This window comes from Bradyrhizobium sp. USDA 3397 (genome assembly GCF_054060965.1).
Genome location: NZ_JBSSDS010000001.1, coordinates 7,548,896 through 7,563,799, shown reverse-complemented (window position 1 = coordinate 7,563,799; position 14,904 = coordinate 7,548,896). Strand labels below are relative to the sequence as shown.

The 14,904-nt window shown below is 62.1% G+C and carries 13 protein-coding genes and 1 pseudogene; 4 read left to right on the top strand and 10 right to left on the bottom strand.

Annotated features, from left to right (window positions below):
• Positions 1-5: 5 nt before the first annotated feature.
• Positions 6-629 (bottom strand): TetR/AcrR family transcriptional regulator, encoded by a 624-nt coding sequence (locus ACVWYQ_RS35175; protein WP_271542434.1) that lies wholly within the window; start codon positions 627-629, stop codon positions 6-8.
• Positions 630-790: 161 nt separating this feature from the next.
• Here ACVWYQ_RS35175 and ACVWYQ_RS35170 point away from each other — a divergent pair, with 161 nt between their 5' ends.
• Together ACVWYQ_RS35170 and ACVWYQ_RS35165 are read left to right on the top strand one after the other, a co-directional pair.
• Positions 791-1,987: an acetyl-CoA C-acyltransferase gene (locus tag ACVWYQ_RS35170; protein ID WP_404543021.1), complete on the top strand. Its 1,197-nt coding sequence runs from the start codon at positions 791-793 to the stop codon at positions 1,985-1,987.
• Between the two features lie 96 nt (positions 1,988-2,083).
• The gene (locus ACVWYQ_RS35165) at positions 2,084-3,286 is read left to right on the top strand and encodes a multidrug effflux MFS transporter (protein ID WP_271542438.1); all 1,203 of its coding nucleotides are present in this window, start codon (positions 2,084-2,086) and stop codon (positions 3,284-3,286) included.
• Positions 3,287-3,405: 119 nt separating this feature from the next.
• Here the strand turns inward: ACVWYQ_RS35165 and ACVWYQ_RS35160 are convergent, their stop codons facing one another.
• The 7 genes and pseudogenes from ACVWYQ_RS35160 to ACVWYQ_RS35130 form a co-directional block, all read right to left on the bottom strand.
• On the bottom strand, positions 3,406-4,059 hold the full coding sequence (locus tag ACVWYQ_RS35160) for a flavin reductase family protein (RefSeq protein WP_456727025.1): 654 nt from the start codon (positions 4,057-4,059) through the stop codon (positions 3,406-3,408).
• A gap of 124 nt (positions 4,060-4,183) precedes the next feature.
• Positions 4,184-5,193, bottom strand: a pseudogene (locus ACVWYQ_RS35155) (NAD(P)H-dependent flavin oxidoreductase).
• 22 nt (positions 5,194-5,215) lie between these two features.
• Positions 5,216-6,403 (bottom strand): acetyl-CoA C-acyltransferase, encoded by a 1,188-nt coding sequence (locus ACVWYQ_RS35150; RefSeq protein ID WP_271542442.1) that lies wholly within the window; start codon positions 6,401-6,403, stop codon positions 5,216-5,218.
• Between the two features lie 14 nt (positions 6,404-6,417).
• On the bottom strand, positions 6,418-7,548 hold the full coding sequence (locus ACVWYQ_RS35145; protein WP_271542444.1) for an acyl-CoA dehydrogenase family protein: 1,131 nt from the start codon (positions 7,546-7,548) through the stop codon (positions 6,418-6,420).
• Between the two features lie 23 nt (positions 7,549-7,571).
• Complete coding sequence (locus ACVWYQ_RS35140; protein WP_271542446.1) at positions 7,572-8,753, bottom strand: acyl-CoA dehydrogenase family protein; 1,182 nt, start codon at positions 8,751-8,753, stop codon at positions 7,572-7,574.
• Positions 8,754-8,767: 14 nt separating this feature from the next.
• The gene (locus ACVWYQ_RS35135; RefSeq protein WP_271542448.1) at positions 8,768-9,505 is read right to left on the bottom strand and encodes an SDR family oxidoreductase; all 738 of its coding nucleotides are present in this window, start codon (positions 9,503-9,505) and stop codon (positions 8,768-8,770) included.
• A gap of 18 nt (positions 9,506-9,523) precedes the next feature.
• Positions 9,524-11,125 carry a class I adenylate-forming enzyme family protein gene (locus ACVWYQ_RS35130; RefSeq protein WP_271542450.1) on the bottom strand — a complete coding sequence of 534 codons (1,602 nt, stop codon included), beginning with the start codon at positions 11,123-11,125 and terminating at the stop codon, positions 9,524-9,526.
• Positions 11,126-11,361: 236 nt separating this feature from the next.
• Between ACVWYQ_RS35130 and ACVWYQ_RS35125 the strand changes: the two genes are divergently transcribed.
• Both ACVWYQ_RS35125 and ACVWYQ_RS35120 read left to right on the top strand, forming a co-directional pair.
• The gene (locus tag ACVWYQ_RS35125) at positions 11,362-12,105 is read left to right on the top strand and encodes an SDR family NAD(P)-dependent oxidoreductase (protein WP_271542452.1); all 744 of its coding nucleotides are present in this window, start codon (positions 11,362-11,364) and stop codon (positions 12,103-12,105) included.
• Between the two features lies 1 nt (position 12,106).
• On the top strand, positions 12,107-12,784 hold the full coding sequence (locus ACVWYQ_RS35120; protein WP_271542454.1) for a glutathione S-transferase family protein: 678 nt from the start codon (positions 12,107-12,109) through the stop codon (positions 12,782-12,784).
• A 25-nt stretch (positions 12,785-12,809) separates the two neighbouring features.
• Here the strand turns inward: ACVWYQ_RS35120 and ACVWYQ_RS35115 are convergent, their stop codons facing one another.
• Positions 12,810-14,009, bottom strand: a complete 1,200-nt coding sequence (locus ACVWYQ_RS35115) for a CaiB/BaiF CoA transferase family protein (RefSeq protein ID WP_271542456.1) — start codon at positions 14,007-14,009, stop codon at positions 12,810-12,812.
• Positions 14,010-14,110: 101 nt separating this feature from the next.
• Positions 14,111-14,743 carry a 2-hydroxychromene-2-carboxylate isomerase gene (locus ACVWYQ_RS35110; protein WP_271542458.1) on the bottom strand — a complete coding sequence of 211 codons (633 nt, stop codon included), beginning with the start codon at positions 14,741-14,743 and terminating at the stop codon, positions 14,111-14,113.
• Between the last annotated feature and the right edge of the window lie 161 nt (positions 14,744-14,904).

The window sequence follows — 14,904 nt, the reverse complement described above, 5'->3', positions numbered from 1 at the left end:
CCAGATTATGGTTTGTCGCAGCTCATCGCCTTTGCTGTTCTGCGCTGTCGCTTGTGAACCGGGCCGCAGACAGACATCCGTCCGGCGTCGAGAATATCGTCGGAAAGCTTCCCGGCGCCGACAGCACGCGAGAGCATGATCGATCCAACCATGGTCGCAATGGCGCTCGTCGCGATTTGGCGTGCCTGTTGAGGACCCTCGGCAGGAAGCATTTCGACCAGGATCTCGATCATCTTCTCCAGCTTGGACGCAAGCGCCCGTTGCTCCCTCGGGCTCGATCGAGCGACATCAGCGGCCAGGGCTGGAAGCGCGCAGCCTTGTCTGGGATTGTCGCGGTGGCGGGAACTGAGATAATCGGCGATCAAAGTCTCGAAACGGTCCTCGTTCGCCTTCCGGTTCGCCAGCTTTTTCCACCGCTCGGCCGTTTGATCCATCGCAAACGCAATTGCCTCGCCAACAAGCGCGGCACGCGACTCGAAGTGATTATAGAATCCGCCATGCGTAAGACCGGCGAGTTTCATCAACTCGACGACACTAAGTCCCTCGGCACCGTTTTGACGCAAGCCGTAGGAGGCACTTTCAACGATCCGGCTGTGGGTCTGGCGCCTGTGGTCTCCTACGTAACGCATCTCCCCTCCGTGCAAGTTGTTCGGTGACCGGCTGCTCGACCGATCCCATCCACCAGCGCTTCTGGACCGCGCTTTTGGAGCGACGGCAATATTTCATTGCAATGTCGCCCATGTTATATGACTATCGTCATATAACGAAGTGATCAACAGGAGAATTCGCCATGGCCGCCGCTTCCGATCCCGTCGTCATCCTCTCCGCGGTCCGTACGCCGCTCGGCCGCTTCATGGGCGAGCTCTCGCCACTCAGTGCCCACAAGCTCGGTTCCCATGTGATCGGATCTGCTCTCGAACGAGCCAAACTGGCGCCCGAGCGGATCGACGAGGTTTTCATGGGCAACGTGTTGCCAGCCGGACAAGGCCAGGCGCCGGCACGCCAGGCCGCGCGCGGCGCCAAATTGCCGGATGCCACCGGCGCCACCACCATCAACAAGGTCTGCGGCTCCGGCATGAAGGCCACCATGCTGGCTCACGATATCATCAATGCGGGCTCCGCCGAGATCGTTCTGTCTGGCGGCATGGAGAGCATGAGCAATGCACCCTATTTGCTGGCCAAGGCACGCGGCGGCTATCGCGCTGGCCACGACCGCATCATCGACCACATGCTGATGGACGGGTTGGAAGACGCCTACGAGACCGGACGCTCGATGGGCGACTTTGGCGAGGCCACGGCGGAGGCCTATCAATTCACCCGCAAAGACCAGGACGACTATGCGATCGAGACCTTGAGCCGCGCCCGCAAGGCGGTTGAAGGCGGCGCGTTCAAGGCTGAGATTGCTCCAATCACGTTGACCGAGAAGGCCGGGCCCCGGATCATCTCGAACGACGAGCATCCGCTCAAAGTGGATCCCGCCAAAATCCCGGGGCTGAAAGCCGCATTCCGCGCCAACGGCACCATCACGCCCGCAGCCTCATCCGCCAATGCTGACGGCGCTGCGGCGCTCATCTTGGCGAAACGCTCGCTGGCCGATCGCGACGGCCTCCCGGTGCTCGCCGAGATCAAGGGCCATGCCACCCACAGCCAGGAACCACAATGGTTCACCACGGCCCCCATCCCGGCTATTCGCAAGCTGGTGGACAAGGTTGGCTGGAGCGTTGGCGACGTCGATCTGTTCGAGATTAATGAGGCATTTGCGGTCGTAGCGATGGCGGCGCAGAAGGATCTCGGTATCCCCAGGGAGAAGCTGAACGTCAACGGCGGCGCCTGCGCGCTCGGTCATCCCATCGGTGCCACCGGTGCGCGGCTGATCGTGACGCTGCTTCACGCGCTCGAAACGCGGAACCTCAAGCGCGGCGTCGCGTCACTCTGCATCGGCGGCGGCGAAGCTACGGCCATAGCAGTCGAACGCATCGTCCGCTGATAACACGGCTGGGCGGACAAGAACGAAGTCGGCGAGCGGCGCGAACCGCCTCACTCGCCGTCTCAATCTACCTATCCCTATCACACGAAAGGTCCCATGGCTGACCTGATCAACACCGCGCCGCGGGACATTCCCACCTCCAGCGCCCTGCCCATCGCCGTCCTTTCTGTCCTGGCCGCGATGGGAACGCTCGCGACGAACATTCTGCTGCCGTCCTTGCCGCAGATCGCGATCTCATTGAATGTCACGAGTGCGGCGGTCACGTCCGCCATCACCGTCTTTCTTGCAGTGTTCGGCTTCGGTCAACTCGTGGTCGGACCGCTTTCGGATCGCTACGGAAGACGTTGGCCGGTCCTGATCGGATTTGCCGTGTTCTTCGCCGGCAGCGTTTGGTGCGGTCTGGCGACCGACCTGCCTAATCTCCTGGCCGGCCGCGTCGTGCAGGCAACAGGTGCCTGCGCGACATCAGTGCTGTCTCGCGCCATTGCCCGCGACATGTTCAGTGGCGCGGCACTGGCGCGCGCGATGGCGCTCATCATGATCGTGATGTCCGCAGCGCCCGGGTTCTCGCCGCTGCTTGGCGGCGCCCTCGACCACAGCCTGGGCTGGCGCGCCGAATTCGCGCTGGTCGCGATATTCGCCGCCGTCAGCGCCGTGGCCTACAGCATCGTCCTCGGCGAAACCCACCATTCGATCCGCACGCCACTCAATCCAGCTGTCATCTGCAGGACCTATGCCAGCCTGATTGGCGACCGCCGCTTCGCTACCCCCGCGGCCGCCTCGAGCCTCACTATGGGCGGCTTGTTCTCGATGTTTTCCGCCGCACCGCGCCTGTTCATCGAGGCGCTGCACTTCACGCCGATCCAGCTAGGCCTCTTTTTCGCCGGGACCGTCTTCATCGTATTCGCCGCCGGTATGCTCGCAACGAGATTGGCACCGCGCTACGGGCTCGACGGCCCGATCCGGGCAGGTTTGTGCGCGACAACGGCCAGCAGCCTTGCGATCCTGCTCATCTCGATGATCAGCCCGACCTTCCTGCCGTTTCTGGCCGCGATGTGCGTTTTTCTTCTCGGCATGGGTGTTGTCAGTCCACTGGCCACTGCGCGGGCGCTCTCTCCATTCGGCGAGAAGGCCGGCGCCGCCTCGGCGCTGCTCGGTTTCTTGCAGATGATGATCGCCGCGATCGGCGTATGGCTTGCTGCCACAGTGTCACCGGAAGCAATGTTCGCGTTGGGCGTCGTGATGAGCTCGTTTTCGCTGCTGGCTCTTGGCCTGTACGCACGAGGCCCGGGATCTTGATGGGCATATGACCCCGCACAGGCTTCCCGTTTAGTCTCTCATCGGCGTTGTGAAGCCGGGCTCAGGCCTGTCGACCAAGTGCTTGGCCAGCCCGACAGTTGAGCCTGCTTCCAGCGCAATCAGGTGCCGTGGAATTCCGGTTTGCTGCTGCCGGGTGGGCGCTTCATCTCGAACATGTTCTCGGTCCTGACCTCGAGATAATCTCCACCCCGGCCGGCGCGCAGAATGGGACGCGCAAGTGCCGTGTTGTAGACGCCGTCCTCGATCAACGTTTTGTCGATGTAGACCGCGACGACCTCACCAAGCACGAACCATCCTTTCACCTTTTCTCCGCGTGCGTTGGCCAGCTGAGAGACCTCGACGACCTTGCATTCCATGGCGGCCCTGCTCTCGCCCACCCGCGGCACAGCAACGTGGCGGCCGGGTATCGGCGTCAAACCGGCTGCTTCGAACTCGCTCACGCCGTGATCGAGCGGCGTCGCTGTCACGTTCATGCGTTCGCCGAGATCCATGGTGACCAGATTCCAGACGAACTCGCGCGTCTCGCTGACGTTCTTGACCGTGTCTTTCCACGAAATCGAGGAAAACCCGATGATCGGAGGATCGTAGAGGAACGCATTGAAGAAACTGTACGGCGCCAAGTTCAATTGACCGGCTGCATTGCGCGACGAAATCCACCCAATCGGACGCGGCGCGATTATCGCATTGAAGGGATTATGCCGGAGTCCGTGGCCTTTCGAAGGCTCGTAGTAGTGGAAGTCGGCTTGGCTCATAAGTGCCTCCGAGGCTACCGAAGGCCGTCCATCAGCCCATCGGCCTCAACAACGATCGACGCACGCATGACCATGCGCTGCGCATAACCTCGTCAGAACGTCCGCAACGCCCTTCCGGAAGGGTTCAGGCGATTGCCCTAACCGCAGCCGGCCGTTGCCCGGCGCCGTCGAGAAAACCAGTCAGGCGCTCCCGGATGATGCGTTCGGCGTCGGCCATGATACGGTCGATCAGTTCCTTCACGGTCGGGATGTCGTGGATCAGGCCGACCACCATGCCGCAGCTCCAGGCGCCGGCATCCATCTCACCGTTGACCATCACGCGCGGGTATACGCCGGCGACTTGATCATGGATGTCCTCGATCTTCAGGCTTGCCCCCTTCTCGCGTTCGATCTCGAGCAGTTCGTTGACGCCCTTGTTCTTGAGCACGCGCTCGGTGTTGCGCAGCGCGCGCATGACGAGAACGGTGTCCAGCTCCGTGGCCTTGACCAGCGCCTGCTTGACGTTGTCATGGACCGGCGCCTCCTTGGTGGCGACGAAACGCGTCCCCATGTTCATGCCCGCCGCGCCCATCGACAGCACCGCGACGAGGCTGCGGCCATCTGCCATGCCGCCGGACGCGACAAAGGGGATGCTGAGCTCGTCTGCGGCGCGCGGCAGCAGGATCATGTTCGGAATGTCATCCTCGCCCGGATGACCGCCGCACTCGAAGCCGTCGACGCTGACCGCGTCGCAGCCGATCTTCTCGGCCTTCAGCGAATGACGGACCGAGGTGCATTTGTGGATCACCTTGATGCCGGCGGCCTTCAGTGCCGGCATGTACTGTTCCGGGCTGCGGCCGGCGGTCTCCACCGCTTTTACTCCGCCCTCCCTAATCGCGGCGATATATTCCGGATAAGGTGGGGCGCTGAAGGTCGGCAGGAAGGTGAGGTTCACGCCGAACGGCTTGTCGGTCATGTCGCGGCAGCGCGCGATTTCCTTTGCCAGCAGCTCGGGCGTCCTTTGGGTCAGCCCAGTGATGATGCCGAGCCCGCCGGCGTTCGACACCGCAGCTGCTCGGCGAAGCCGACATAGTGCATTCCGCCCTGGATGATCGGGTGCTCGATGCCGAACAGTTCGGTAATTGCTGTCTTCACGAATGATCTCCCGCGTTGCCGCTCAGTGGATGATTTCGAACAGACCGGCTGCGCCCATGCCGCCACCGATGCACATGGTCACCACGCCGTATTTCGCCTTGCGCCGACGCCCCTCGATCAGCAGGTGGCCGGTGAGCCGCGAACCAGTCATGCCGTAGGGATGGCCGATCGCGATCGAGCCGCCATTGACGTTGAGCTTGTCGGGGTCGATGCCGAGCTTGTCGCGGCAATAGATCACCTGCACCGCGTAAGCCTCATTCAGCTCCCAGAGGTCGATGTCGTCGATCTTCAGGTTATGGCGCTTGAGCAGGCGCGGGATCGCGGCGACCGGGCCGACGCCCATCTCGTCGGGCTCGACGCCGGCGGCAACGAAGCCGCGGAAGATGCCGAGTGGCTTCAGCCCCTTCCTGGCAGCAATCCTGTCGCTCATGATCACGCAGGCCGAGGCACCGTCCGAAAGCTGGCTGGCATTTCCTGCGCTGATGGTTTTGCCCTCGAACACCGGCTTGATCTTGGCCAGGCCCTCGGCGGTGGTTTCCGGCCGTGGCCCTTCGTCCTTGGCGAGCGTCACCTGCTGGTAGGTGACCTCCTTGGTGTCCTTGTTGACCAGCGCCATCCTGGTCGTGAACGGCACGATCTCGTCGTTGAAGCGGCCGGCCTGCAACGCAGCGCCGACGCGGCGTTGGCACTCGAGACTGTATTCGTCCTGCTTGTCGCGGCCGATCTTGTAGCGCTCGGCAACGACCTCGGCGGTATCGAGCATCGACATGTACATTTCAGGCTTCATCGCCATCAGCTCTTCGTCAACGGCGTGGAATTTGTTCATATGCTCGTTCTGCACGAGGCTAATCGACTCGATGCCTCCACCGATCGCGACCTCGACCCCGTCGAGCATGATCGAGCGCGCGGCAACCGCGATGGCCTGCAGGCCGGACGCGCATTGCCGGTCGATGGTGGTGCCCGCCACCGTGACGGGCAGGCCGGCGCGAATGGCGCCCTTGCGCGCCACGTTCATCACCATGGTGCCTTGCTGCATCGCGCAGCCCATGACCACGTCTTCTACTTCTCCGGGCGCGATGCCGGCGCGCTTCACCGCTTCGGCCATTACGTGCCCGGCCATGGTCGGGCCGTCCGTGTTGTTGAGCGCACCGCGATAGGCCTTCCCGACGGCCGTTCGGGCGGTGGAAACGATGACTGCTTCTGTCGTCATGCTGGCCTCTCTGCCTACGCGGCCGCGTCCAGCTGCGCGTAACGCAGCACGTGGAACGCAGGGTCGCCGAACTGAATGTTGATGGAGGAGATACGCTTGAAATAGTGCCCGACATTGAGCTCGTCGGTCATTCCCATGCCGCCATGAAGCTGCACCGCCTGGTCGGCAACGAACCTGCCGGCATAGCCGATCTTCGACTTGGCACCGGAGGCGAGCCGCGACAGGCCGGCATCGCCGCCGCCGAGGCTGAGGCTCAGATGCTGCATCAGAGAGAGCGCCTCCTGGTGGGCGATGAACATGTCGACCATCCGATGCTGCAGCACCTGGAACGAGCCGATGGTGGTGCCGAACTGCTTGCGCGTCTTCGAATAATCCAGCGTCGCCGAGTTCAACTCACCGATGGCGCCGACGGCTTCCGCGCAGAGCGCGCCGATGGCGCGGTCGCGGCAGGCTTCCAGCGCGGCAAGGCCCTCGCCTTCCTCTCCCAGCAATTGCCCGCGGACGCCGCGCAGGCTGACCTCCGCTGCCCGCCGACCGTCGATGGTTCTGAAACCCTGAAGATCGACGCCCGTCGCGCGGCGATCCACCACGAACAGGCTGACGCCGCCGCGGTCACGATCGTCGCCGGAGGTCCGCGCCGAGACGATCAGATGGTCGGCCCAGGGCGCGGCGATCACCATGGTCTTCGCGCCGGTCAGGACGTAGTCGCTCCCCCCGCGCCGCGCTCTGGTCGTGACATTGGCCAGATCGAAGCGCGATCCCTTCTCCGTCCAGGCCAAGGTCCAGATCTTCGAGCCGTCGATGATTTCAGGGATGAAGCTTTGCTGCTGCTCCGGCGTGCCCACATGCTCGATCAATCCGCCGGCCAGCACCACCGTCTCGACGAAAGGCTCGACCACGAGGTGACGGCCGAACTCATGCATGACGATCATGGTCGACAGCGGACCCCCGCCGAGACCGCCCGCGCCTTCCGAGAGCGGTGCGGCGAGCAGGCCGAGCTCGGCGAAACCCTCCCACTGCTTCCGGCTGAAGCCTTCCTCGCTCGCCACGATCTTGCGCCGCGCCTCGAAATCATACTGGTCTCGCAGCAAGCGTTGGACGCTGGATCGCAGCAATTCCTGCTCTTCCGTGAACTGAATATCCATCCGATCCTCTCGATCCGTCGTGGCTAGAGCCCAAGCACGGCCTTGGCGATGATGTTTCGCTGGATCTCGTTGGATCCGCCGTAGATGCTGAGCTTGCGCGCGTTCAGATATTTTTCCGACGCGGTGTGACCGTAGTCGGGGCCGGGCATGAAGCGGTTGGCGCTGACCGGATGCTCGCGGATGGCCAGGCCGTAATTGCCGATCGCGCGATGGGTGAGCTCGGTGATATTCTGAAATATCTCGGTGCCGCGGATCTTGAACAGCGAGGCCGCAGGTCCTGGATCTATGCCGCGCGCCATCTGGGCGACAACGCGCAACTCCGTCGCTTCCAGCGCCAGCACGTCGAGCTCGATGCGGGCAATGTCGCGCAGGAATTCGAGATGCGCGGGATCGTCGACCGGTATCTCGGCCCTCACGATCTGTTTCAGTTTGTTGATGTAGCGGGTGGACCGGCCGATGCCGGCCATGCTGGTGCGCTCATTGCCGAGCAGGAACTTGGCGTAGGTCCAACCCTTGTTCTCCTCGCCAACCAGGTTCTCGACGGGCACGCGGACATTTTCGAGGAAGACGTCGTTAACCTCGTGGCTGCCATCGATCGTGATGATCGGCCGCACGGTGACGCCGGGCGACTTCATGTCGATCAGCAGGAAGGAGATGCCGGATTGCGGCTTGGCGCTCGGATCGGTCCGCACCAGGCAGAAGATCCAGTCGGCATGCTGCGCCAGCGTCGTCCAGGTCTTGTGACCGTTGACGATGTAGTGGTCGCCGTCACGCACGGCCTTGGTCCTGACGGTCGCGAGGTCCGAGCCCGAACCCGGCTCCGAATAGCCCTGGCACCACCAATCCTCGCCGGACAGGATCCGCGGCAGAAACTTCTTCTTCTGCGCCTCGTTGCCGAAGGTGTAGATCACCGGCCCGACCATGGTCACGCTGAAGGCGAGCGGCGGCAGCGTGCCTGCGCGAGACGTCTCCTGCTCGAACAGGAAGCGCTGCGTGACCGACCAGCCTGGGCCGCCATACTCCTTGGGCCAGAGCGGCGCGATCCAGCCCTTCTTGTGCAGGATCCGGTGCCAGAGCAGCGACTGCTCCTTGGTCAGGTCGGTCTCCGGATTGGGAACGCGCATTTCCGGCGGATAGTTCTGCGCAATGAAACTGCGCACCTCGTCACGAAACGCGGCATCCTCGCGGGAAAGCTTGAGCTCCATCGCAGCAGGCTCCGCTACCACTTCTCGCCGAAGGGACGGATCTCCAGCTCGAACGTCCATGCGCTTCTCGGTTGCTGGTAGAGCTGCCAATAGGATGTCGCGACGGAGGCCGGAGGCATCAAGGCGTCCGGATCATCCAGCGCGGTGGGCCCGAGAGCCTCCAGCCGGCGTTGCCGAACCCACTCGGTGTCCACGCCGGAATCGATGATGAGATGCGCGACGTGAATATTTTTCGGGCCAAGCTCGCGGGCCATGGCCTGCGCGACCGCGCGAAGGCCAAACTTGGCGCTTGCGAAAGCGGCGTACCCGCTGCCGCCGCGGAGCGAGGCGGTCGCCCCCGTAAAGAAGATGTTGCCGCCCCCGCGCGGCAGCATGAGGCGGGCGGCCTCGCGACCGGCCAAGAAACCGGAATAGCATGCCATTTCCCAGACCTTGCGGAAGACGCGTTCTGTGGTGTCCAGAATCGGGAAGTTCACGTTCGCCCCGATGTTGAAGATGCAGACTTCCAGCGGCGCATGCTTGTCTGCATCGTTGAGAAAGGAGATGATCTCGTCTTCCTTGCGAGCATCGAGCGAACGGGCCTGGATCTCTCCGCCGGCAGCCTCGATATCCCTGACGAGCGGAGCCAGCTTGTCGCCGTTACGACGACCGGCGAAGACCGTAAAGCCTTCTGCTGCGAATTTCTTGGCGATCTCGCCGCCGATGAAGTCACCCGCGCCTATCACGGCCGCCGTTGCGTTTCTCTTTTGCAAGATGTCCTCCCGGTAAAGTTAGATATGTTGCCTGCGGAATTCGGGCGCCTGCATCGCAGGGGTTGCGCCTTCGCGCAAGGACTCCGCGAGCCTGTGTTTGAGTATCTTGCCAGTCGATGTCGCCGGCAAGGCCTCGAGGATGACGATTTCGGACGGCCGCTTGTAAGACGTAAGCTGAGATCTGACGAAATGCATCAGCGTCTCTGGTGTCGTGCGGGATCCCGGCAGCAATTGCACAAAGGCCACGATCTCCTCATTGCCGTCCGCGGCACGACCAACCACAGCGGATTGCACGACGTCTTTATGTGAGTTGAGGACTGCTTCGACCTCGGCGGGATAGACGTTGAAACCGGAACGAATGATCATTTCCTTGGTGCGGCCGACGATGTACAGACAGTCGCCGTCGAAACGCGCGAGATCGCCGGTATTGAACCAGCCCTCGCTATCAACCACCTTCGCGGTAAGCTCGGGGGCACGATAGTAGCCCAGCATCACGTTGCGCCCGCGAACATGCAGCTCGCCGACTTCGCCTACTGCCGTCGGAAATCCTTCGATGGTTCGCACCCGCGCCTCCACGCCTGGCAGCAGCGTGCCAACCGCCTGATCGGAACGTGGCCTATCGAAACGTACCCCTGATATTCCCGGCGAACATTCAGTGATCCCGTAGCCGTTGAGCAAGGGAAGCCCGAACTCCTTTTCCACGCGCACCTTCAGGTTCAAATCCAGCGGCGCGCCGGCGACGGCGATCAAGCGCAACGAGCCTCGGGGGAGTTGTTCCACGCCTGATACGCTCTTGTACTCCAGCAGGCGCTGATAGGTGGCAGGCACGCCATTGAGAATGGTGACGCCCTCCTCCGCGATGGCCTTTGCAGTCGCGGCCGGATCGTATTTGCTGACCATCCGCACCGTGCCGCCAACCATCAGCGTCATGATCAGGAGCGAGATGCCGACGATATGCGAGATCGGCAACACAAGATAGATCTTGTCGTTCTCGTTCATCCTGCGGAAGTACGCGGTGGTCTTTGCGCTGATCAGCAGGTTGTCATGCGAGAGCATCACGCCCTTGGGAGTTCCGGTCGTCCCTGACGTGTAGATCAAAACCGCGACTTGCCTTGCTGGATCGGTCTCCACGGGCTGGACTGACGCGCTTTCGTTGAGCGGGCCAACACCAATATCCGGCAGCGGGCCAATTCGCCGGCTCTCGGCGCCATAGCGAGAGGCGTGAGCAGCGGCCTCCTTCGAAATACCCGACGTAAACAACATCCGTCGGGCGCCGCTGTGATCGCGGATCTGGTCCAGTTCGCGCGCCGCCAAGCGCGGGTTGGCGACGATCGCCCAGGCGTCGAGCCGGCTCGCCCCCAGCAGCAAAGCAGCAAGCGCAATACAGTTCTCGCTGACGATGATCATCCGATCGCCGGCCCTGATCCCCAGCGAGGAGAGAACGGTGGCGATCTCGCCAACGCGCTGCTCCAGATCTCGATAGCTCCAGGAGGCCCCGTCTTCGACGAGCGCAATCCGGTCGGGCGCTCTGGCAACCGGTCCTGCCGTGACTTTATCGATTCGGCTCGGCAAGCCGGCAGCGATCTCGTCGACACTGATCGTCTCTGAAAGCTCCGCCACGACTGACCTCCCGACCGACCATGCCGACGTTGCAATGCGGCACACTTGTCTTCGACTTATAGTTCTTTTTTAGAACTCGTCAATCGATAAATCGTCGTCGGTCTTTCCCGGAGTCGAACGGAAGATCCATCCGCGAGTAGCTTTTTTCTGCGCGGCTCCTAAGAACCTCCGTTTACAACGCATCATCCGGCAGCTAGTCTATAGTATCAAATAAGAACTTAAAGGGAGGATCGAGGATGGCAGCGAGCCGCGGTGTAGCGATACTTGTTGGCGCAGGCGATGCCATTGGCGCGGCGGTCGCCCGGCGTTTTGCCCAAGGCGGCTATACGGTTTGCATCTGCAGGCGCGATGCGTCCAAATCACAGGGACTCGTGGCCGAGCTGAGGGATGCGGGGCATGATGTTCACGCATTCAGCGTGGATGCGCGTCAGGAAGCAGACGTCCAAGGCATTTTCGCGCGAGTCGAGAAAGAGCACGGGCCTGTCGAGGTTTGTCTCTACAATGCCGGCTCGAACGTCAACAAGCCCCTGCTCGAGACCACGGAGAAGCTGTTCTTCAAGGCCTGGGAACTCGCCTGCTATGGTGGTTTCCTGGTTGGACGTGAGGCGGCCCGCGTGATGCTGTCGCGCGGACGCGGCACCATCTTCTTTACGGGTGCGACGGCAAGCGTGCGTGGCGGCCCGGGATTTGCAGCATTTTCATCAGCGAAGTTCGGCCTTCGTGCAGTGGCCCAGGCGATGGCGCGCGAGCTTGGACCGAAGAACATCCACGTCGTGCATCTCCTGATCGACGCCGGCGTGGATAGCGAGGCGATTCACCAACGCATGAAGGCGGCGAAGGGCATCGAAGCAAGCGACATTCCGCCCGATAGCCTGACCAAGACGTCTTCCATAGCCGAAGCCTATTGGTTCACCCACCAGCAGAGCAAAGATGGCTGGACCCACGAACTCGATCTCCGTCCGTCCGTGGAGAAATGGTAATATGAATGCGACACCAGACCTGACCCTGTGGGGCGTTGGAACGAGTCGCACCATTCGTCCGCACTGGGCCATGCACGAACTGGGCTTGGCCTACAACACAAGGCCCATTGGCCCACGAACCGGCGAAACCAAGACCGCAGAATACTCGAAGCTCAATCCGCGCGAGAAGATCCCGCTGCTTCAAGATGGCGATTTCTGCATCGGCGAGAGCGCAGCGATCGTTGCCTACCTGTCGCGCATGTATTCCACGCCGGATCGATCGCTGATTCCGGACGCCCCGCGCGAGTATGCCGCGTGGCTGGAATGGTGCTTCTTCATCGTCGCGGAGCTGGATTCCACGAGCCTTTACGTGATGCGCCGCCATCGGGCTGACGCGCTCGGACCGATCTACGGCATCGCACCCGAGGTCGTTGCCCAGGCCGGCGAGTATTTCCGCCAGCAGTTGCGCCATGTTGAAGTCGCGCTCGGAGACGGCCGGAAATTCCTGATGGGTGACCGTTTTACGAGCGCAGACATCCTGCTCACGACGTGCCTCGAGTGGGCTATCGCCTATGGCGTCGGCATTTGCGACAACGCTCAGCCTTATCTCGAGAGCATCCGGAAACGCGAAGCGTTCCAGCGAGCCGTTGCAGCGAATGTTCCCATGGCGCCGATCACGCCGGCGCCGACGAAGGCCTAGAAGACATCGCCAACGGGTTTCGCGGTTAGACCGCGACGCGCACGCTGCGCTCGGCGATCATCTTGTCGATGGCGCCATCGTCGTACCCAAGTTCGTGCAACACGTCGCGGGAGTGCTCGCCGACCCTGGGAGCAGGCCCGCCGATCGTGGCCTCGTTGACCGAAAAACGCGCCGCTGGCTTCGGCTGCCGCACCCGCCCCACCTTCGGCTGGTCGAACTCGGCAATGATATCGCGGGCGACCACCTGTTCATTGTGAATGATCTCGCCCCGTCGCAGGATCGGCGAACAGGGGACGTCGGCGGCGTCCAGACGCTCCAGCCATTCGGCGGTGGTGTGCTGGCTGATATACTCCGCCATCTTGTTGATACGTGCCGTGGCGTTGACGGAGCGCGCCGCCGGCGTCGAGAAACGGGGATCCCTGGCAAGCTCCGGATCGCCGGACGCCTGGCAAAAACCCTGCCATTCGGAATCGGAAATGGTACCGGCGGTGATGTAGCCGTCGCTGGTCTTGAACACGAGATCCGGCCGATCGTTGGGATCTGCAGCAGTGGCCTCGGCCCCCACCACCGTGTATTGCATCATGCCTTCCGGCCACAAATAGGAGATCATCGCGTCCAGCATGGCGACCTGGATGTGATCACCCTGCCCTGTCTTCTCGCGCGCGTAGAGGGCTGCCGCCACCGCCTGGGCGGTGAACACGGCGGTTGTCTTGTCGCAGACGATAGTCCGGATCATCTGCGGACGGTTCGTAACCGGCTGCGACTGGATATCGGCAAAGCCCGACAGGCCCTGAATGATCGGGTCGTAAACACGCTTCTTCACATAAGGTCCGGAGTCGCCAACACCGCTGATCGAGACATAGATCAGGCGCGGATGGCGCTGGCGCAACTCTTCGACGCCGAGACCGAGGCGCTCCATGGTGCCGGGCCGGAAATTCTGCACCAGCACATCCGCCTTCGCGACCAATTTGGCCAGAACCTCACGGCCGGCCTCGCTCTTGACGTCGATGGCGAGCGAGCGCTTGCCGCGATTTGACGAAATGAACAGTGCCGAGAACTCGCCTTCCTTGTCGATGGTGGCGCGGCTGCGCCGCGTAATGTCACCGCCGATCGGCTCGATCTTCAGGACGTCCGCGCCCTGATCCGCCAGGAACATGGTCGCGAACGGGCCCGACACGACGCCTGTCAAATCGAGGACGCGAACGCCGTTGAGGGGACCGGGCATGACATTCTCCCTGAATTGGTTTCGTTATAAGGCCGACTGAGCTTTCGTCATGCAGGCGCGCGGACGTCTGCCCGGCTCTGCAAAAGCTCCAGCTTCTGGCCTCAGGCCGTCTTCGAAACGGGCTGGCCGATCTGCTCGACGATCGACTCCTCCACATCGCGAAGCTGGTCCTTGCCGAAAAACATCTCCTTTCCAACGAAGAAGGTCGGCGAGCCGAATGCGCCGCGGTTGACGGCGTCGGTGGTTCGATCAATCAGCCCCTTCTTGACGTCGTCCTGCTGCGCACGCGCAAGCAACCGATCGATATCGAGGCCTGAGGAGATGAATGCCGCTCGGAAGGTTTCGAGGTCATCCATCTTCTTTGGCTCCTCCCACATGTGGTGGTAGGCCGCGCGGAAATAGGGTTCGAACACGCCTTCGAATTGCGCCGCGACGGCACCGCGCATCAACATCAGCGTATTGACCGGAAAAAAAGGATTGGACCTGAACTTCGTTGCATCGTAGCGGCGAATGAAGCGCTGGGTCTCTAGAGCCTGGTATTCCGGCTTGTTCTTGATGCCACGAAGGGAATCGAACGGGGACATGTTGCCGGTCGCCTTGAAGATGCCGCCGAGCAGGATCGGGACATATTCGAATTTCACGCCGGTGCGCCGTTCGATTCCCGGAAGCGCCAGTTCCGCGAGGTAAGCATTCGGACTGCCGAAATCGAACAGGAATTCAACTTTGAGGGACATGTCAGCTCCTCCCGCAGGGCGCGATGTTGGTCAGATTTGAGTGATCTTCTAGGCCGAACGCAGGCTGTCACTCATTTCTATAGTTCTAAAATTGAACTGTCAAATCTGCTATGAAATCACGAGGTTTCGGACGACCGGCGGGGGATTGTATCCCCTTTAGT